This is a genomic window from Providencia sp. UF-183 (assembly GCF_058246155.1).
The window spans coordinates 239149-257984 of sequence record NZ_JBSICD010000005.1 but is presented as its reverse complement, the minus strand read 5'-3'; the positions used below and the strand labels follow the sequence as shown (position 1 = coordinate 257984).

Here is an 18836-nt window from a genome sequence, read left to right as displayed (position 1 = left end):
TGTTTTGGTTTAAGTGTATGATCAATAGCTAATAAATCTATCTTATTAGCTATTTTTGTTTTTGAATTAGGTTTAATAAGTTAATCAATTATTATCTATGGATTATCGGTTTGATAAATGAAATAATAAGTTATATGTCGTTTTACTGAAAAATACTTATTACATTATGGTCATTCGCCCGCATCAGCACTGGTTTTTCCGGTTGTTCGATTGGCACGGTTCCGTGCTGTCAAAAATCACCTTTCGGTTATCCCTTAATATTATGATTTCGATTGTTGCCGTATTGAGTTACCAATGGTACGAACAACTCGGGATCCATTTAACTATCGCGCCTTTTAGTTTATTGAGGATAGCCATTGCAATCTTTTTGGGTTTTCGCAATAACGCGTGTTATAGCCGTTTAATTGAAGCGAGAACACTTTGGGCTAATTTGCTGATTAACCAACGCAATATTTTAAGAAATATTAAAGGGTTATTACCAAATGACAAAGCTGCACAAAAAGAATTTGCGCACTTATTGATTGCATTTGGTTGGAGCTTAAAACACGAGCTAAGAAAAACCAGCCCGATTGTTGATTTATATCGGTTGTTACCTCGCGCTATTTTTGACGAAGTTATTCGTAGTCCATTTCCAACCAGCCGTATTCTAATGCAGATTGGACTGAAGGTCGGGGAATTGCGGGATAATAAAGTGATTAGTGATGTATTATTTCAAGCAATCAATAAAGATATTAATGCGTTATCTGACGTTTTAGGTGGCTGTGAACGTATTTCGAATACGCCTATTCCTTTTGCTTATACCTTAATTTTGCAACGCACCGTGTATTTATTTTGTACGCTATTGCCGTTCGCGTTAGTGGTTGATTTGCATTATATGACCCCATTTGTTTCGGTATTTATATCGTATACTTTTTTAGCATGGGACTCATTAGCTGAAGAGTTGGAAGACCCTTTTGGGACATCTGCGAATGATCTACCATTAAATGCGATTTGTAATAGTATCGAGCGAAATGCGATGGACATGCTCGATCTCAAACCTCTTCCCCCAGTTAATAAACCCGATAAATACTTTAACTTACTGTAATTTATATTGTTATATCCTCTCTAATGGCAAAGTGAAACATAACTCACTTTGCCATTTTTTATTATTTTGTGCCTTAAATAGGTAAATTAAATCCATCATTCTGTACTGGTACCACTATAAATACTATACTCCCCCTATGTATATGAAAGAGGCTTGAAGATGCCACATTCACCAAAAGAAAAGAAAGCGGTATTGACGCGTGTTCGTAAACTCAAAGGGCAGCTATTAGCACTTGAATCTGCACTCGAGGACGAAGCAGAGTGTGCCGCAGTTTTACAGCAAATTGCTGCCATTCGTGGTGCCGTAAATGGCTTAATGGCGGGCGTCTTAGAAAGCCATTTACGCGAGGGGCTCCAAGAGTCTGCCACCACACAGCATCAAAAAGAGTCAGTTGATGATGCTATTTCACTTATTCGCACTTATTTGCGTTAAATAAAAAGGAACAACGATGAAATCACGTGCAGCAGTCGCATTTGGTCCGGGCGAACCACTGAAAATTGTCGAACTCGACGTTATGCCACCACAAGCTGGGGAAGTTTTAGTTAAAATCAGTCATACAGGCGTTTGTCACACTGATGCATTCACGCTTTCAGGGGACGACCCAGAAGGGCTATTCCCTGTTGTGCTAGGCCATGAAGGTGCTGGGGTTGTGGTTGAAGTGGGGGAAGGCGTGACAAGTGTCAGCGTCGGTGACCACGTTATTCCACTGTATACCGCAGAGTGCGGAAAATGCGTTTTCTGTGAGTCAGGTAAAACGAACTTATGTGTGTCTGTCCGTGCAACCCAAGGAAAAGGCGTAATGCCTGATGGCACAACACGTTTTTCTTATAATGGTCAGCCTGTTTATCACTACATGGGCTGCTCAACATTCAGTGAATATACTGTTGTGGCTGAAGTATCACTGGCTAAAATCAATCCAGAAGCGAATCACGAAGAAGTGTGCTTATTGGGTTGTGGTGTGACTACGGGGATAGGCGCAGTGCATAACACCGCAAAAGTACAAGAAGGTGATTCTGTGGCAGTATTTGGCTTGGGTGGCATTGGTTTAGCCGTTATCCAAGGCGCAAGACAAGCCAAAGCTGGGCGTATTATTGCTATTGATACCAATCCAACAAAATTCGAATTAGCTCGCCAATTTGGTGCAACAGAGTGCTTAAATCCAAAAGACTTTGATAAGCCAATTCAGCAAGTGTTAATTGAAATGACTGAATGGGGCGTCGATCATACCTTTGAATGTATTGGTAACGTGAATGTTATGCGTGCAGCATTGGAAAGTGCTCACCGTGGGTGGGGGCAATCTATCATTATTGGTGTGGCGGGTGCTGGGCAGGAAATTTCGACGCGTCCATTCCAATTGGTGACAGGCCGCTCATGGCGTGGAACCGCATTTGGTGGCGTGAAAGGGCGTAGCCAATTACCAAAAATGGTTGAAGATGCCATGAAAGGGGATATTGATTTGGCGCCATTTGTGACTCACACATTGCCGCTTGATAGCATTAATGAAGCTTTTGATTTAATGCATGAAGGCAAGTCAATCCGTACCGTCATTCATTACGAATAAGGAGCTATTGATGGAGAGAATTGAGCGCCACGCTTGCTTTGGTGGCTGGCAGGATGTTTATCAACATCAATCAACGGTATTAGGCTGTGAAATGAAATTTGCCGCCTATTTGCCGCCGCAGGCTCAAACGCAGCCTTGCCCTGTGATTTATTGGTTATCAGGGCTGACATGTAACGAGCAAAACTTCATCACGAAAGCGGCGGCTCAGCAATTTGCCGCAGAGCACGGGGTGGTTCTTATTGCGCCAGACACTAGCCCAAGAGGCGAAGGCGTAGCAGATGATGCCGCTTATGATTTGGGGCAAGGGGCTGGGTTTTACGTAAATGCTTCTCAAGAACCGTGGAAACGCCATTATCAAATGTATGATTATATCGTTTCAGAGCTACCAGCATTAGTGGAAAGCCATTTACCTGTAACAGATAAGCGCGCGATTTCAGGCCATTCCATGGGCGGTCATGGGGCTTTAATGATTGGTTTGCGTAACCCTGAACGCTATTGCAGTTTGTCTGCATTTGCGCCGATTATTGCGCCTTCACAAGTTCCATGGGGGCAAAAAGCCTTTATGGCGTACTTGGGCAATGATAGGGCTAAATGGCTTCAATATGACACTATTGAGTTACTTGGTAACGCAGCGACAACATCGCCAATACGTGTTGATGTGGGTACAGCAGATCCCTTTTACCATGAGCAATTAAAGCCAGAGCTGTTAGCAACGGTCTGTGAACAAAAGCAATTTGATTGCACATTGCATTTACGTGATGGCTATGACCATAGCTACTATTTTATTAGCAGCTTTATTGGTGAACATATTGCCTTTCACTCACGTCATTTAAAACAGGCGTAATCAATCTAGAAGGGTAGGATCACAACGCATTTTACCCTTCTATTTCCTTCTGGTTATCACAATTGTGAATAAGTGCTTTGTATTATTCATTATCATGATTTAAAAGCTTACTCACGGCTTTAATCGCGCTGATCGCAACATCCCTATTTGGGTCATTGCACAGCTCTAACAAACGGCCCATGGTATTCATTTGCTTTATTGGTAACTTACAATCACCGAGTGCCGAAATTGCCGCTATTTTGACATCGTCATTTTTTCGATTGGTTAAATCGAGCAGTGTGTTGATGACTTGTTTATCCATTATCCATCCTACGAAATTATGTTATAAAAAATGAACTAGTTAAATATACTGATATTTAATGTATATTAGCATTTAAGTTCAATAATATTGATATTATCAAAATATTTAATTTAAAAATATAAAAAAAAGCGGATGGAACGAAAAGAGATGTAATTTATTGGTTTTAATTATAAAAATGATTGAATGCCCGAGGATATGCCTACCTGAATTTCGGGTACGGTAAGAATAAATCGGGATTTACGGGAGAAAGGTGAGTGAGAATATTATTTGATTAGTTAGCAAATTAACTTAATCGAGGGCAAAGGTTTTATTTAAAATGCTCAGATAACTTACTTAATGCTTTTATCGCGGATACAGCGACATCTTTATTTGGATCTTTACATAAATCGAGAAGACGATGAACTGCGGTTTGTTGTTCAACGGTTGCGCGGTAATCCCCTAACGCCGAAATGGCGGCAATTTTCACATCATCATTACCACGATGTGTTAATTCAAGCAATGTTTGAATAATATTGTTTTCCATTTTCTGTCCTGTTAGCCCATTTGCTTGTTTAGGCGTATTCTAGGGGAAATTTCTTAATATTTATCTTCAAATTTCAAATGATGATCAATAGATTATATCAACTTCACACCTTTTTAGAGATGTTAGTGAATGATTGATTTATCGTGAAAGTTTAGGTGCTATAAGATAATCGTGAAATGAATAGTTCAAAGAAAACAAATAAGTAGGACATTTACTCAATGTGAAGAAAGAGCACGCAGATGACGTGCCCTCTTTCGCAAAAGATTAATGGCGCAAATAGACATGAGGTGTATCATTTTCAGGATGTTTGCTTACTCCTAAATCTGCTTGGTACCAGCGAGTGAGATTTTCGGTTGTTAATACTTCTGTTGGTGTGCCACTGGCGGCTAATTTCCCTTCGTGAATTAAATAAACGCGGTCGGCGTATAACGCGGTTAGGTTTAAATCATGTAGCACGCAGCACACACCGATAGGGCGCTCGCGGGTTAGTTGGTGCAGTAGGCGCAAGCTATGTTGCTGGTGGTATAAATCCAGAGCCGACGTGGGCTCATCTAAAAATAAACAGGCGCCTTGATTTGTAGGTTGCCATAACTGTGCCAACACACGTGCCAACTGAACGCGTTGTTGCTCACCGCCAGAAAGCTGCCGATAATCGCGGTGGCGCAACACTTGGCAATGGGTTAGGGATAACGCCTCTTCAATAGCAACTTGCTTGTGTTCTGAACCATAAGGGGTGCGCCCCATGGCCACGACATCTTCAACAGTGAACGCAAATTGCAAATTACTATGTTGCTTCATTACCGCACGTTTACGAGCTAACTCATTGCCTTGCCACTCTTTTAACGAGCGCCCCTCTAATAGGCAAACACCTTGTGTTGGGGTTGTATAGCCAGTTAACAGTTTTAATAGGCTAGATTTCCCTGCACCATTGGGGCCAATAATGACCACCATTTCATGCTGTTTTATCGAAAGGCTTATATTGTTAATCAATGTCTTATCGTCGATTTGATAAGTCAGGCTCTGCGCTTCTAATAAAATAGATTTATCTTGCATCGTCTAAATTCTCCCCGCAGGTTGGCGTAAAATTAGCCATAAGAAGTATGGCCCACCAATCAACCCAGTGAGTAAGCCCACAGGGATTTCAGCGGGGGCAACCGCAGTACGGGCAATGGTATCGGCGATTAATAATAGCGCAGCACCGACAATGGCTGACCCTGGTATTAACCAACGATGGTCGGGGCCTAATGTCATACGGATTAAGTGTGGAACCACTAACCCAACAAAGCCAATCACGCCACTCATCGCCACCGCACACCCGACTAATAAGGCACTGAGAAACAGCAAAATAAATTTCGCCCGTTCAACATTCAAACCAAGGTAGTGCGCATCTTCATCTCCTAACTGGAGGATATTGAGCTTGTTCCCTTGCCACAAGCACACTGCGCTGACAGGCAAAATGACCGTAGTGGCAATGGCTAACGACGTCCAATCCACATTCCCCAATGTGCCCATCATCCAGAGACTAAAGGTTCGAAGTTGCTGGTCATTGCTGATATAACTCAGCACACCAATAAACGACATGCACAGTGCATTTATTGCAATTCCAGCCAGTAGTAGGCGTGCCAAATTGCCGTTAGATGAGCGGTTTAAACTAAAAATAATTAAGGAAACCACTAAGCTACCAATAAAAGCGGCTGCGATATGGCCATAGTTTTGCATTACCGCGGGTAATGAAAAAGATAAAACGATAAAGGCGGCAACGGCTAATGCCGCACCACTACTGATGCCCAGCAAACTGGGATCAGCGAGTGGATTACGAAAAAGCCCCTGCATAATGGCGCCTGACACGGCCAGTGCTAGCCCCACTAAGATGGCAATTAAGACACGCGGCAAACGAATGTTTAGCCATATTTGCCAGTCAGGATCGGTGGCAGAAGCCTGCCACAGTGCATTGAACGAAAAATTTATCGGCCCTGCGTTGGAAGCAACAAACGTCAGAGCACAAAGCACGAACAATAAAATTAAAATAACAAATAAAGGTCGTTTAAAACGGATCATTGGGACTTCTCTAATGCCTCACGTAGTTGCTGCATGACTTTTGGCGTGCCTAAACTAAACGTTAGCATGCCCACATCATCAACGACGGCGAGTGCTTTATTTTTCCCCGCAGGCGTCATAGCAATACCGGGTAAGTTCCACACGCGATCAACGCCACCTAATGATTTAATGCCTTCTTCGGTGAAGACAATTAAGTCTGGTTGGCTAGACAATAAGCCTTCTGAGGAAAGCGGGCGATAGCTATCAAAATTGGCCATCGCATTTTTTGCGCCAATTGCCGTTATCATGCTATCCACCGCCGTTTTTTTCCCCGCTGCTAAGGGGAGAACACCACCGTGGCTCATGATAAACAACACTTTTTTATCAATCGGTGCCGTGTTGACTTGGCTAAGCGATTGATTGAATTTATCCACCAATTGCTTGCCTTGCTCAGGCTTGCCAACCGCAGCGGCAATGGTGGTGATTTTTTCTGGAATGGCTTCTAAACTCGGTTTCCCTGTCACTTTGATGACTTTAACGCCGCTTTTTTCTATTTGCGTTAATGCCATGGACGGTTTTGCTAATTCACTGGCGAGCACCAAGGTTGGGCGCATCGAAAGTACGCCTTCAGCATTAAGCATTCGCATGTAGCCAACATCAGGCAGTTTGGTCGCTTGCTCTGGGTGCAGGCTGGTACTGTCGCGGGCAACAAGTTGGTCTTGTGCGCCAAGTTCATAAACTATCTCTGTCACATCACCACCGAGAGTGACAATGCGCTGCGCAGCATAAGAACTGAACGAGACAAACAGGACCGATAAGGTTAGAAGCCATTGTTTCATAATAAATTTACCTAAATTTTAAATGCGGGGTAACGCAGTGACTTGTTGGCGCCATTGTTCTTGCTCTGGCGTGCCTTCAGTGCGCTGACCGTACATTTGTGCGATTTGATTCCCTTCAATATCGAAAACTTCAAGGCTAGTCACAAAACCATCTTGCGTTGGTTTGCGTGTTACCCAGCACTCATGAATGCCGTTTTCAATCATGTGTAAGGTAAAATCAGGATTGAAAATGTTGAGCCATTTCAAATCTGAACCTTCACTCTGATATGGCATGATTTTTTTGATTTCACCAGTGAAAATTTGCACACATCCACGGTTGCCCACAAAAATCATGATTTCGTTCTGGTCATTGAACGCCGTATTAATCAGCTGATTGAAGGAATCAGTCGGCACCTTCCATGCTAAATCATCACTCACGGCGGCGAAAACTTGCTGGCGGCTCAAGTTATTCTTTTTCAATAAAACAAAAAATTGGTGCACATCTGTCATGTTGCGCCATTCTTGCTCTAATTGCTGTTTTAGCTCATCACTAACAGGTTGGTTGGTAAATGGCGTCGCTGGCACATGAGTTAATTCACTATTATCTTGCGTCGCATATTTCTCAATCAGTGCTTGCCATGCCGCCATATCAGTTTCATCGGTGGTGTAGACTTTATGCAGTGCATCACCTTGTTTATCAAAGAATTGGATACTGTGGCGCTCACCGTGTTTGGTGTCTTCTGTCAGGGCGAAAATTGCATCCCAATGAGCAAAAAACATACGTAAGTCAAGGGCGCGAGGGTTTAAAATTAAACCACCGTGAGGGCTGAATGTTGCGTTGTCATAACGACCCACTTGCTCATGCACCACGTATTCGTTGCGGGTAATGGCTTTGACTTGCCCAACCGCTGCTAATTCAGTCAATAACGTTGGCGCGTCAACGTCTAAACGCACGGCTTTATCATGACCCACACGGCTGTGCAGCAATTGAGCTTCAGAAATATTCAGGTAAGCAGCAAGATCACGAGCGTATTTGGCTTTGTTATCTGCTTTGGCTTGTTGGTAACGCTCGAAAATGGTTGAATTCACATCTATCTCCTTAATACTATTATGAATTACCACTGGAAGCTGACCAGTAGTTTGGCATTACGTCCATCTTGAGGAATGCCTTGTGATGAGTAATATTCTTTGTCGAAGGCATTGCCTAACACCACGCTTGTGCCTAAGCCTTTGAGTTCACCGTCACCTTTGTAGCTAACGTAGAAATCATGGACGGCATAGCCAGCTTGTTGTTCAGCTTGAGAGGCCTTATTGAAGTCGGTGTGGCGAGTAAATTCCCCTAACCAGCCCACAGAGAAACCGCTGTCTGCAATGGGTACTGCAAGGTTACTGGTGACAGAGTCGGGCTTAATTGAGGTCAGTGACTTACCGTTTGATTGGTCTTTTCCTTCCGTATGGTTATACGCCAGACTCCAATTGAAGTAGTCAGTTTTATAATCCATCGTGGCATCCCAGCCCCAGATTTTTGCCTCTTTGGTATTAATTGAGGTGGTATAGTTATTTTGTATATTTTGTCTGTCAAAATTCACATAGGTATTAATGTAGTCCTTGGCTTTGGTATCAAAATAACTGGCTTTAAATTGCAGGTTGTCACGTTCCATTAATAGGTCATCAAAACGCAAGCCAAAGCCGTACTCAGCAGTGCGTGTTGATTCAGGTTTTAGATTTGGATTTGGTCGCCATCTATTAACAATAGGCCCCATTTGGAAGTGAACATCGTCGTTGTACATTTCCATCATTGATGGTGCACGGAAAGCCTCAGAGTAAGATGCAAATAACATTGACCAATCTGTTGGCGTGATACTCACTGCGCCTTTTGATGACCATTTTCCTTTCTTAACATCCTCATTTCCTTGAGACGTCGCTTTATAGTGGTCATAACGTGTACCCACAATAAATGACACAGGTAAGTCTTTTAGGGCAATTTCGTCTTGTAAGAAGCCAGATGCAAAGGTGATATCCGCATCAGGGAATTGGGTTGTGTTTGCGTAAGGGGTTTGCTTTTGCTTATAAGCTTCGCTGCCATAGGTGAGGTTATGAGCCGCCAGCGGTAAATCATAAACATTAGAGCGGTTATCCGCTTTTAAACCGTAAGTTTTTTGCGTGCGACCTTCATAAGGGGTTCCTTTGCCTTTAGCCGTAATATTCACATCAGAATAATAAGGAGTGACTTTTAGGTTTAACCAATCTTGTGATGCAGGGTTGAACTGGTAAGTCGCTTGGGCATCACGCTGACGTGTGTTGCGGTTAACTTGTAGGTTATCTTTACCGACATTCAATTCCTGTGGGTTTTTAGGTTCATGGGCATCGTTATTATAATAACGAACCTGACCCGCAAGTTTTTGTGCATCATCTATTTGCCATGTCCCTTTCGCTAGCAGGTTAGCAATGGTTTCTTTGTTATCCATGTCATCGCCATTACTAAGGCGAATATCACCCACTTCTTTCGTTACAAAGCTGAAAACACCATCAAGGTTATCGGTACGCCCAAACGTTGTGCCACCAAAACCAAAGCTATGGTCGCCTGTCGCGGCTTGGGAAAAGACGCGAAAACCGTGATTTTGCCCATCACGTAGTAGGTCTTTAGCATCAACGGTTTCCCATGCAATCACACCTCCCATTGCACCGCTACCATAAAGCAGGGCGGATGGACCGCGAACGATTTCCACTTGCTTGATCAGGGCAGGGTCAATAAATGTGCCATTAACATGACCCGTATCAGTACCTTGGCGAACGCCATCTACTAGGGTCAATATCCCACGGCGATCAAAGCCACGAATGGAAACATCTTGCCCATTTGAGCGACCAGTGCCTGCCACGTTAATACCAGGCACTTTGCGTAGGATGTCATTGACTGTACCTGCCGTTTGGGTTTCAGGTGAATTATTTTTAATCACTGTCACCATCATCGGTGTATCAAAGCTATCACGTTCAGTCCCTGTCGCATAAACAGTCATGACGTCATTGCTTTTCTTAGTCGTTGAGGGTTCAGCCGTTTGTGCATGAGCGCTGGCGATGACACTTAAGATCGCGCTGGTCAACACAGATATCCGTAAAACATGAGACATAATGGTGATACTCCGTAAAAATTTCATTTTTTGCTAGGCTAAGTAGCGGAAATAAAAGGCTATTTATGTAATGGCTAAAATACTTATGGACAGGCATGTAGCCCATCAGGGGGATAGGAGGTTGGCATTACATAGGGAGCTTCGAATGTAAGATGCGCAGGAATATCACAAGGTGTACGAGCAATGATTGCGAATTTTACGTGGTCGGAGTATGACCTTTTTGTTTGCTTTTTGGATGAAAAATCAGCAAATACAGACGGCAGTTTAAACTCCATAGAAACCTATTCCTATGTTTTAGATTAAGCTGGCTGCCTGGATGAGTAACCTAGGTGGCTTGCGGATAGAATTTTTGTTGGAACGTTACTTCGTTAAAATCAATTTACCTGTACGCGTTTGCCTTAACTGGTAAAGCTCGCCATTGTGCTGGATGGAAACCTTTCCTGTCGGCCCCAAGAGCTGCTGGCTCTCTACGACGTCAGTTTTGATTGTTTGCTTGGCCGTTTCGGCGATATTTTCTGCAACTGGCGCTGTCATATTATTTACCATGCTAACTATACTGATAACAGAAATGATATTGAGAATGATTATCTTTATAATTATGCCCAATATCAAGTGATTTTCACAATCAAACAACAAAAGAGCTACAAAGTTCAAATTCTGACTATTAACAACCTTATTGTTGTAAAATGATTATTTACAATCTATAAGTTGTATTTTTAATAAAAACAACTAAAGCGTTGTTTTTTGTGTTTAAGACAACATAAGAGTTGTTTTTTGATGTTTTACAATGCTAAGATTGTATTTTAAGCAATAAACATCACTTAAGTTGTAAGTTGAGTGTCCCATATAAGAAGGTTAGGCTATGGACGAGATTAAAAAGATTGCCAATATGTTGACTCAACAACGAAAAAGTTTAGGTCTTGAGCAAAAAGATATGTATATGCGCATCGGTATGAAGCAGCAACAATACCAACGTGTTGAAGCGGGTAATGATATTAAATTATCAACATTTCTCCGTGTGCTTGAAGGGCTAAATTTAGAACTTTCAATCGGGCAAAAGGGTTCGAGTAAATCATCAGTACTTGGTTCAAATCCTAACAATCAATCTGAAGAATGGGGGAATACAGAAATACCAGAAAATGACGATCTCGATTTTTGGTCAAATATCACGAGGTCTAAATGAGTAAGCAAATTGAAAATATTGAGGGACTTAAAATCCAATTATATGGTTTGGACATCGCAATTGTTGTTCATTATGCAGGGGGGCGAAATATATTAACGTTTCACCCCGATTTTGTTGGTATGCCATTAGAAGAACGCCCAGTATTTACATTGCGGCAGTTGATGGATATTAATTACCTTAATAAACCTTTGATGAGTCGAATAAAGCTTCCACCCGTTTTATCCAATTTACTACCTGAAGGGGTATTAAGAGAATACACTGCCAAGGCAATTAAATGCCAAATTGATAATGAGTTTTCACTTTTGGCATATTTAGGCCGCAATTTATCCGGCGCATTATGTATAGATCCGATTAGCGCTGGGAATATTCCTGATTGGGCATTGGCATATCGAACGTCTACGGAACCGCAGCAAATCGATGTTAAACATGTAGATAATAAGTTTTCATTAGCAGGTGTTCAAATAAAATTTTCATCTTCATATGTAGACGGACGCTATTATGTAAACCAAGCAATTTCTGACGATATGTGGATTATTAAAACACCATCTACACTGCATAAAGGTGTTTCTGTTAATGAATATACTTGTATGAAACTAGCAGAAAGTGTGGGCGCGGCAATTCCAGAAATACGCTTAATTAGATTAACTGAGCTAGATGGGCTTCCCAATATAAAATTAGCTGATGAAGAATATGCTTATGGGATTAAACGGTTTGACCGTAGCGCAGCTGGGCGAATCCATACAGAAGATTTTGCCCAAATATTTGGCTTATACCCTAGTGATAAATATGAAAAAGCGAATTATGAGCTTTTAGGTAAAACACTTTATCATTCAAGTTCTGAGAAATATAAAGATATTCAACAAATGGCGAGGAGATTATTAATCAATATTTTATTAGGTAATGGAGATGCGCATTTAAAAAATTGGTCGCTAATCTATCGAGATAAAATATCCCCTTGCTTATCACCACTATATGATGTGGTTTTCACGAGCCCTTACATTGAGAATGATAAATTAGCCTTAAATTTGGCAGGAACAAAGCAATGGCATAAAATTACGTTGAAACATTTTGAACGCTGGTCACAAGATGTCGGCGTTCCTTGGGTCGTTGTAAAGCCACATTTACAAGATGTTATTCAGCAAGCAAGGGCTAATTGGCCATCAATGCTAAAAGAATTACCTATGTTCCCAGAACAAAAAAGGCAATTGCATCAACATTGGCAGCAGCTAAGTGATGATCTTATCATTAAGTGATTTTATTATACGTTTTTCGGTTTATTACATGACGCATTGTTCATAATAAAAGGCGATTACTCATGAAAATATTACTCATAGGTGCAACTGGGCTAGTGGGAAGCCATGTGTTAGAGCAAGCGCTTGCTGATGACCGGGTTAGCCAAATTATTGCCCCTGTGCGTCATGCATTGCCTGAACACCCCAAATTATCTGCGCCGATAGTGAATTTTGACCAACTTCCCGATGAAGCCCATATTTGGGCGGTGGATGCGGTTATTTGTACGTTAGGGTCAACAATGAAAGTGGCAGGGTCAAAAGCCGCGTTTCGCCAAGTTGATTACACCTACCCGTTAGCCTGTGCAAAACTTGCCAAAAAATGGGGCTGTCCGACGTATGCGTTAACCTCTGCATTAGGGGCGAATGCCAACTCGCCATTTTTTTACAGCCGAATAAAAGGGGAGCTTGAACAAAGCTTAATCGCCTTGAATTTTGAGTCCTTGACATTAGTGCGTCCTAACGTCATTAGTGGCCATCGCAACCAAGAGCGTCTTGGTGAAGTGGTAGTTATTCGTATTATCTCTTGTTTATCCCGCATATTACCCGCTAGCTGCCAAATTAGCCCTGCAAAAAATATTGCTAGCGCCTTGCTAAATTCAGTTATTCATCCCGAAAAAGGGGTGAAAATTATTTCATCAAAACAGCTCGCATAACAATTTATTGGGCAACTTTGTTTTCGTGTTATAGATAAAATAAGAAAAAGTGCATTATTTGACGTATCTAACACTTTGAAATAAAAATGTAATAAAAATGTAATATTTAAGTGTATTCACTTATTGTTGCCGCATATTTATTGTCATATTTTTGCCTGCTTGTATTTTTAGACGGGGTTAAATATGTCAATATTTAAAGAACAACCAGATATACCAGTCACAATGTCGAAATCTGAAATCGACGCTAAATATAAATACTGGCGATTACATTTAATGATTGTGAGCTACATTGGCTACGCAGTTTTTTATTTCACACGCAAAAGCTTTAACTTCGTGATGCCTGAGATGCTAACAGACTTAGGGATCACCAAGGCGGACATAGGTATGGTAGGAACCGCGTTCTACCTCACTTATGGCGCATCTAAATTCCTGTCGGGTATTATCGGGGATAGGTCGAACCCGCGTTATTTTATGGGGATTGGCTTAATCGCAACAGGCGTTGTTAATATTCTATTTGGTTTAACCTCTTCAATATCCATGTTTATTTTCTTATGGATGGTGAATGCGTTCTTCCAAGGTTGGGGGTGGCCGCCATGTGCTAAAATCCTCAATACGTGGTATTCACGTAATGAACGTGGGCTGTGGTGGGCGATTTGGAATACCTCCCATAATATTGGTGGGGCGATAATTCCTATCTTATCGGGTGGTGTTGCACTTGCCCTCGGGTGGCGTTACGGCATGATCATTCCAGGTATCATTGCTATTGTGATTGGTATTGGGTTATGTATCTTTTTACGTGATAGACCACGTACCATGGGGTTACCCACTGTTGGTGAATGGCGTAATGACCTCGAGGAACTCAAGTATGAAGCTAAAGGCGCAGGTTTGCCTTTAGGTAAAATTCTGAACGAATACATCTTCAAAAATAAAGTGCTTTGGGTTCTCGCGATTTCCTACGCAGTTATTTATATCGTCAGAACAGGTATCAACGACTGGGCAAACTTATATTTAATCGAAGAACATGGCTTTAATTTGCTTTCAGCAAATGCCGTCGTGATGATGTTTGAAATTGGCGGTTTCTTTGGTGCCATTGTTGCAGGATGGGGCTCTGACTTAATCTTTAAAGGTAACCGTGCGCAAATGAACGTGATTTACGCATTGGGTATTATTGTCACATCCTTCTGTTTATGGGTTGTGCCTGTCGATAATGAATATGTCTTCTCGTTCTTATTCTTTATGACCGGTTTCTTTATTTTCGGCCCGCAGTTCTTAATTGCGATGGCGGCTGCTGAGAACTCCCATAAAAATGCCGCAGGTGCATCGACAGGCTTTGTCAGCTTGTTTGCCTATATTGGTGCATCAATCGCAGGGTATCCACTATCCATTGTGATTGAAAAATACCAGTGGAACGGCTTCTACTCGTTACTGTTAACTTTATCTATTTTCTTAATTTTATTGTTGATCATTGCGATGGCAATGACCAAAAAGAAAGTGATAATAGAAGATTAATTTGTGTAGTGCATTGAAAATGCGAGCATATTAAGTAACCCCCAATAGTTGGGCAACCAATTACTGGGGGTATTTTTATGCCAAAATACAGCCGTGATTTAAAAATTATCATGGCTAATCGATGGTTAGGTTCTTGCTGGATGTCCTTATTATTAAATTATTAATAATGTAATAATAAAAATGCTGGAAATTTTTTATTTATTGTATTGTTTTTAATATCAATATATTGAGTTATGTTTTTATAGTCACAAAGTAAATTGTTTTTGATTGAAATCACATTACGAGAACATCATTAATACATTAATAAAATAAAGGGTTATTGTTAACCTAATGTGTATTTATTGTTGCGTTTGCATAATGGGGTTAAATCATGAGTACAGAAAAATATGACTATATTATTGTCGGTGCAGGCTCTGCGGGGTGTGTATTAGCAGCTCGATTGATCCAAGAAACTCAAGCGCGTGTATTGCTACTCGAAGCGGGTGGAAGCGATAACCATATGTTTATTAAGATGCCTGCTGGGGTCGCTAAAATCATCGCTCAAAAAAGCTGGCCCTATGAAACGGAGCCAGAGCCTCATGCAAATAACCGCAAAATGCAAATTGCCCAAGGTAAAGTTCTTGGTGGAAGTAGCTCCGTTAATGGCATGATTTATATTCGAGGCCAAAAGCAGGATTATGATAATTGGGCTGAAAAATATGGTTGTGAAGGGTGGGGCTATAAAGATGTGCTGCCATGGTTCAAAAAAGCAGAGCGAAATGAAAGCCTGACAGGGGAGCATCATGGTACAGATGGCCCGTTGCCTGTCAGTGAAAACCGTTATCGTCATCCACTTTCTATGGCATTTATTCGTGCTGCACAAGAGCATGGGTTACCTTATGTGAATGATCTAAATGGTGAAAGCCAGCAAGGCACCAGTTTTTACCAAACGACGACCCATAATGGCGAAAGGGCAAGTACATCGAAAACCTATTTAAAATCAGTAGAAAAAAGTGAAAAACTCACCTTAAAACTCAACACACAAGTGAATCGAATTATTATTCAGGATGGCAGTGCTGTCGGGGTTGCCTACCAAGGAAAAAACGGTCATGAAGTCGACGCTATCGCAGCGAACGAAGTGCTTATCTGCTCTGGCGCAATGGGCTCAGCCAAATTATTGATGCTATCAGGCATTGGGCCTGAAGAGCATTTGTCTTCGTTGGGCATTGATACGGTGGCGAATTTACCTGTTGGTAAAAATTTTCATGACCATTTACACATGTCGATCAATGTGACAACTAAGCAGCCAATCAGTTTGTTTGGGGCGGATCAAGGCTTAAACGCCATTAAACACGGCTTCGAATGGATGGCATTTCGCAGCGGGTTATTAGCATCTAATGTCCTCGAAGGTGCCGCGTTTAAAGATAGCTGTGAGCAAGGTCGTCCAGATGTGCAAATTCATTTTCTCCCTATTTTAGATAGCTGGGATGATGTACCGGGTGAGCCGTTACCTGCCGCTCACGGTTTCACCTTAAAAGTCGGTTATCTGCAACCTAAATCCCGAGGCGAAATTCTATTACGCAGTAAAGACCCTCTAGCTCCGTTAAAAATTCATGCCAATTACCTTGCTTCCCCTGAAGACATGGACGGGTGTAAGCGTGCAGTTAAGTTTGGTTTAGATGTTTTAAGCTCACCATCGTTACAAGCGGTTAGCCAAAACGTATTAATGCCACCTGACTCAGTGCGCCATGATGATGCTCAGCTTGAAGAGTTTGTACGTAACTTCTGTAAAACCGTTTATCACCCAGTGGGAACATGCCGTATGGGAACTGACACTAAAGATTCGGTGACGGATTTACGCTTACGTGTGCATGGTATTGAAAACTTACGAGTCGTAGACTGCTCTGTCATGCCTGAGATCCCAAGTGGTAACACTAATGCGCCAACGATTATGATCGCCGAACGTGCAGCTTCAATGATTATTGAAGATAGGCAGTAATTATCGATTAATAATTTTAGTGGGAATAGGCTATTCAAAAAGATGGCCTATTTCTAGTTAGGCCCATTTAAAAATAAGATTAACGGCAAGAAAATAAAATTTTGACGAATTCTTCATACTAAATACTATAATTTAAAAACATTACTATTCATTTTAAGGTTAAGCTGATGCGCCATGCCTTAGTATTTTTAACGCTGTTATTTAGTACTGCAGCATATTCTTCACAAACCCTTGTTTTAGTCCGACATGGTGAAAAACCAGATAATGACAGTGGGCAGTTAACCTGTAAGGGGCTTAATCGTGCATCGGCATTACCTGATGTGCTTATTTCTAAGTATGGCAAGCCTGATGCGTTATTTGCCTCTGCGCCAAAACAGAATAAATTAGGTAGTTCATTACGTGCAGTACAAACCATCACACCAACAGCCATCAAAGTATCATTGCCTATTCATCTTAATTACCACGCTAAAGAAACGAAGGAATTACAACAAGCATTATTGAGTCCGCAATATGAAAACTCAGTTATTTACCTCGCTTGGGAACATGATAATTTAGTCAAGTTAGCAAAAAATATAATGAAAAGTGAAGGGGGAAACCCTGACGAGATCCCAAAATGGAAAGGCTCGGATTTTGATAGTATTTATGTTTTAAGAATTAATCGTGAGAGCAATGCAACGAAAATAACGTTTGAGCATACTCAGCAAGGCTTGAATCATGTTTCTGACGTGTGTTCAAACTCGCTCTGATGGAACGACATTCGGCGCCATAGGTATTGGCTATGGCGTTTGCTCATAAATAACGACTGTTAATATGAGTTATCTTCAGTCATGCTAAACTCTTCTCGGCATTTTGCTAACATTTCATCTAACGCATTATTTATATTAAGTTCATCGGGTTTTACTGTCTTTATAATAGAAAATTCAAATGCATTTTCACCAAAAGAGTTCCAGTCTTGTTGTAGCTGGGCATTTCTATGCTGACCATATTTCAACTCAAAAATATGGCGGTTAATGATCCCCTTGGGGTTTTTAGCCGATTGCATGAGGATCATGCCTGTATTTTGGTTTCTAATTAAATACACCCCAGCGGTTGAAGGCGCATCTTTATAGCTTTGCTTTAATTCTTTTCGATTCATATTGTTACACTTAATAAACGATGGTTAGAATGCAAGTTTCAGCGCATATTGGCGAATATCATTGGGCCACGTTACAGACATCTTTTTGAAGGCCGCTTGCTGGTTAGCAAATAACGCTCTCAAACTTTCCTCATAATTTGGTAAGTTGCCGCCAATTTCTGAAAGAAACTTATAGGCAGCTTCTGTCTTGCGCCGTAAGTTATCTTCATCAGCGCCTAACTTTTTAGCCTCATCAACTAAACGTCGTATTGTGGCGGATGCGCCCCCTGGTTGTGTGGACAACCATTCCCACTGACGAGGCAAAAGCGTTATTTCTTTTGCAACAACGCCTAATTTTGGTCGACCTCTAGATTTTTCAACCAAAGGGAGGTCTTGTACATCAGCGGGTGGCTTCAATTCAGGGTATGCTTGCAGCGTCATTGCTAAAATAGACGCGTTAGCAAATTCAAAATTTACCTCTATTCGAGTGCCTGTCTTATCATTGAAAATAAAAACAGGCTCTGAAATATCGGTTTTGCCCTTAATTGTGGTAATAATTTCACTCAGCGTTCCTTCGGCAATTTTTTGGCTAAGCGAAAAGGCAGTGAGGTTCACACTCATGTTAAATACCTATTTTTATCAGGGTAAAAATATATTTGCCTAATTTATCACATTTGTCAATTATACCCGGGTAAAATTTATTTTGACGTGAACATGAATGCAATGTTTCGATGATATTGAAGCATAGCGTTGAGTTATTTGGAGTTTAGATTACCGTATGAATTACTTAGCAAATAACGCTGCAAGGGGC

20 protein-coding genes are annotated in these 18836 nt (G+C 41.4%); 10 read left to right on the top strand and 10 right to left on the bottom strand.

Going from position 1 to position 18836, the window contains the following annotated elements:
- The first annotated feature begins 166 nt into the window (after window positions 1-166).
- From AC4IFT_RS06895 to fghA, 4 genes are all read left to right on the top strand, one after another.
- Window positions 167-1084: a bestrophin family protein gene (locus AC4IFT_RS06895; RefSeq protein WP_490750945.1), complete on the top strand. Its 918-nt coding sequence runs from the start codon at window positions 167-169 to the stop codon at window positions 1082-1084.
- Window positions 1085-1243: 159 nt separating this feature from the next.
- Window positions 1244-1516 carry a formaldehyde-responsive transcriptional repressor FrmR gene (gene frmR / locus AC4IFT_RS06890; RefSeq protein WP_353243094.1) on the top strand — a complete coding sequence of 91 codons (273 nt, stop codon included), beginning with the start codon at window positions 1244-1246 and terminating at the stop codon, window positions 1514-1516.
- Window positions 1517-1532: 16 nt separating this feature from the next.
- Window positions 1533-2645 (top strand): S-(hydroxymethyl)glutathione dehydrogenase/class III alcohol dehydrogenase, encoded by a 1113-nt coding sequence (locus AC4IFT_RS06885; RefSeq protein WP_273803672.1) that lies wholly within the window; start codon window positions 1533-1535, stop codon window positions 2643-2645.
- Window positions 2646-2655: 10 nt separating this feature from the next.
- Window positions 2656-3489 carry an S-formylglutathione hydrolase gene (gene fghA / locus AC4IFT_RS06880; RefSeq protein WP_490750944.1) on the top strand — a complete coding sequence of 278 codons (834 nt, stop codon included), beginning with the start codon at window positions 2656-2658 and terminating at the stop codon, window positions 3487-3489.
- A gap of 82 nt (window positions 3490-3571) precedes the next feature.
- Here fghA and AC4IFT_RS06875 read toward each other — a convergent pair whose 3' ends face one another.
- The 8 genes from AC4IFT_RS06875 to hemP all read right to left on the bottom strand — a co-directional run bounded on the left by AC4IFT_RS06875 (window position 3572) and on the right by hemP (window position 10830).
- Window positions 3572-3790, bottom strand: a complete 219-nt coding sequence (locus AC4IFT_RS06875; RefSeq protein WP_219246663.1) for a HEAT repeat domain-containing protein — start codon at window positions 3788-3790, stop codon at window positions 3572-3574.
- Between the two features lie 307 nt (window positions 3791-4097).
- Window positions 4098-4313 carry a HEAT repeat domain-containing protein gene (locus tag AC4IFT_RS06870; RefSeq protein ID WP_490732379.1) on the bottom strand — a complete coding sequence of 72 codons (216 nt, stop codon included), beginning with the start codon at window positions 4311-4313 and terminating at the stop codon, window positions 4098-4100.
- A 264-nt stretch (window positions 4314-4577) separates the two neighbouring features.
- Complete coding sequence (locus AC4IFT_RS06865; RefSeq protein ID WP_490750943.1) at window positions 4578-5366, bottom strand: heme ABC transporter ATP-binding protein; 789 nt, start codon at window positions 5364-5366, stop codon at window positions 4578-4580.
- A gap of 3 nt (window positions 5367-5369) precedes the next feature.
- Window positions 5370-6371 carry a FecCD family ABC transporter permease gene (locus AC4IFT_RS06860; RefSeq protein ID WP_490732375.1) on the bottom strand — a complete coding sequence of 334 codons (1002 nt, stop codon included), beginning with the start codon at window positions 6369-6371 and terminating at the stop codon, window positions 5370-5372.
- Window positions 6368-7189 (bottom strand): heme/hemin ABC transporter substrate-binding protein, encoded by an 822-nt coding sequence (locus tag AC4IFT_RS06855; protein WP_219246671.1) that lies wholly within the window; start codon window positions 7187-7189, stop codon window positions 6368-6370. Before AC4IFT_RS06855 ends, AC4IFT_RS06860 begins: the two co-directional genes overlap by 4 nt.
- Window positions 7190-7207: 18 nt before the next feature.
- Complete coding sequence (locus AC4IFT_RS06850) at window positions 7208-8257, bottom strand: hemin-degrading factor (protein ID WP_490732373.1); 1050 nt, start codon at window positions 8255-8257, stop codon at window positions 7208-7210.
- Between the two features lie 26 nt (window positions 8258-8283).
- Window positions 8284-10296 (bottom strand): TonB-dependent hemoglobin/transferrin/lactoferrin family receptor, encoded by a 2013-nt coding sequence (locus tag AC4IFT_RS06845; protein ID WP_490750942.1) that lies wholly within the window; start codon window positions 10294-10296, stop codon window positions 8284-8286.
- 360 nt (window positions 10297-10656) lie between these two features.
- Window positions 10657-10830 carry a hemin uptake protein HemP gene (gene hemP, locus AC4IFT_RS06840; protein WP_225819117.1) on the bottom strand — a complete coding sequence of 58 codons (174 nt, stop codon included), beginning with the start codon at window positions 10828-10830 and terminating at the stop codon, window positions 10657-10659.
- A 328-nt stretch (window positions 10831-11158) separates the two neighbouring features.
- Here hemP and AC4IFT_RS06835 point away from each other — a divergent pair, with 328 nt between their 5' ends.
- From AC4IFT_RS06835 to AC4IFT_RS06810, 6 genes are all read left to right on the top strand, one after another.
- The gene (locus AC4IFT_RS06835; protein ID WP_353243041.1) at window positions 11159-11479 is read left to right on the top strand and encodes a helix-turn-helix domain-containing protein; all 321 of its coding nucleotides are present in this window, start codon (window positions 11159-11161) and stop codon (window positions 11477-11479) included.
- Entirely contained in the window at window positions 11476-12732 is a 1257-nt protein-coding gene (locus AC4IFT_RS06830) for a type II toxin-antitoxin system HipA family toxin (protein WP_490750941.1), read from the top strand. The genes AC4IFT_RS06835 and AC4IFT_RS06830 overlap by 4 nt, the downstream gene beginning before the upstream one ends.
- A gap of 62 nt (window positions 12733-12794) precedes the next feature.
- Entirely contained in the window at window positions 12795-13424 is a 630-nt protein-coding gene (locus AC4IFT_RS06825; protein ID WP_490732366.1) for a Rossmann-fold NAD(P)-binding domain-containing protein, read from the top strand.
- Window positions 13425-13607: 183 nt separating this feature from the next.
- Complete coding sequence (uhpC, locus tag AC4IFT_RS06820) at window positions 13608-14933, top strand: MFS transporter family glucose-6-phosphate receptor UhpC (protein ID WP_490750940.1); 1326 nt, start codon at window positions 13608-13610, stop codon at window positions 14931-14933.
- Window positions 14934-15303: 370 nt separating this feature from the next.
- Complete coding sequence (locus tag AC4IFT_RS06815; protein ID WP_490750939.1) at window positions 15304-16911, top strand: GMC family oxidoreductase; 1608 nt, start codon at window positions 15304-15306, stop codon at window positions 16909-16911.
- 167 nt (window positions 16912-17078) lie between these two features.
- The gene (locus AC4IFT_RS06810; protein WP_490750938.1) at window positions 17079-17657 is read left to right on the top strand and encodes a histidine phosphatase family protein; all 579 of its coding nucleotides are present in this window, start codon (window positions 17079-17081) and stop codon (window positions 17655-17657) included.
- 59 nt (window positions 17658-17716) lie between these two features.
- Here AC4IFT_RS06810 and AC4IFT_RS06805 read toward each other — a convergent pair whose 3' ends face one another.
- The gene (locus AC4IFT_RS06805) at window positions 17717-18046 is read right to left on the bottom strand and encodes a GIY-YIG nuclease family protein (RefSeq protein ID WP_490750937.1); all 330 of its coding nucleotides are present in this window, start codon (window positions 18044-18046) and stop codon (window positions 17717-17719) included.
- Between the two features lie 24 nt (window positions 18047-18070).
- Window positions 18071-18646: a DUF2239 family protein gene (locus AC4IFT_RS06800; protein ID WP_490750936.1), complete on the bottom strand. Its 576-nt coding sequence runs from the start codon at window positions 18644-18646 to the stop codon at window positions 18071-18073.
- Between the last annotated feature and the right edge of the window lie 190 nt (window positions 18647-18836).

Bases quoted from the DNA above. Each gene is read 5' to 3' on its own strand.
- AC4IFT_RS06825 (WP_490732366.1), top strand. From the start codon at position 12,795: ATGAAAATATTACTCATAGGTGCAACTGGGCTAGTGGGAAGCCATGTG.
- AC4IFT_RS06815 (WP_490750939.1), top strand. From the start codon at position 15,304: ATGAGTACAGAAAAATATGACTATATTATTGTCGGTGCAGGCTCTGCG.
- AC4IFT_RS06845 (WP_490750942.1), bottom strand. From the start codon at position 10,296: ATGTCTCATGTTTTACGGATATCTGTGTTGACCAGCGCGATCTTAAGT.
- uhpC (WP_490750940.1), top strand. From the start codon at position 13,608: ATGTCAATATTTAAAGAACAACCAGATATACCAGTCACAATGTCGAAA.
- AC4IFT_RS06805 (WP_490750937.1), bottom strand. From the start codon at position 18,046: ATGAATCGAAAAGAATTAAAGCAAAGCTATAAAGATGCGCCTTCAACC.
- AC4IFT_RS06885 (WP_273803672.1), top strand. From the start codon at position 1,533: ATGAAATCACGTGCAGCAGTCGCATTTGGTCCGGGCGAACCACTGAAA.
- AC4IFT_RS06865 (WP_490750943.1), bottom strand. From the start codon at position 5,366: ATGCAAGATAAATCTATTTTATTAGAAGCGCAGAGCCTGACTTATCAA.
- fghA (WP_490750944.1), top strand. From the start codon at position 2,656: ATGGAGAGAATTGAGCGCCACGCTTGCTTTGGTGGCTGGCAGGATGTT.
- AC4IFT_RS06895 (WP_490750945.1), top strand. From the start codon at position 167: ATGGTCATTCGCCCGCATCAGCACTGGTTTTTCCGGTTGTTCGATTGG.
- AC4IFT_RS06875 (WP_219246663.1), bottom strand. From the start codon at position 3,790: ATGGATAAACAAGTCATCAACACACTGCTCGATTTAACCAATCGAAAA.
- AC4IFT_RS06810 (WP_490750938.1), top strand. From the start codon at position 17,079: ATGCGCCATGCCTTAGTATTTTTAACGCTGTTATTTAGTACTGCAGCA.
- AC4IFT_RS06830 (WP_490750941.1), top strand. From the start codon at position 11,476: ATGAGTAAGCAAATTGAAAATATTGAGGGACTTAAAATCCAATTATAT.
- AC4IFT_RS06800 (WP_490750936.1), bottom strand. From the start codon at position 18,646: ATGAGTGTGAACCTCACTGCCTTTTCGCTTAGCCAAAAAATTGCCGAA.
- AC4IFT_RS06855 (WP_219246671.1), bottom strand. From the start codon at position 7,189: ATGAAACAATGGCTTCTAACCTTATCGGTCCTGTTTGTCTCGTTCAGT.
- AC4IFT_RS06870 (WP_490732379.1), bottom strand. From the start codon at position 4,313: ATGGAAAACAATATTATTCAAACATTGCTTGAATTAACACATCGTGGT.
- frmR (WP_353243094.1), top strand. From the start codon at position 1,244: ATGCCACATTCACCAAAAGAAAAGAAAGCGGTATTGACGCGTGTTCGT.
- hemP (WP_225819117.1), bottom strand. From the start codon at position 10,830: ATGACAGCGCCAGTTGCAGAAAATATCGCCGAAACGGCCAAGCAAACA.
- AC4IFT_RS06835 (WP_353243041.1), top strand. From the start codon at position 11,159: ATGGACGAGATTAAAAAGATTGCCAATATGTTGACTCAACAACGAAAA.
- AC4IFT_RS06860 (WP_490732375.1), bottom strand. From the start codon at position 6,371: ATGATCCGTTTTAAACGACCTTTATTTGTTATTTTAATTTTATTGTTC.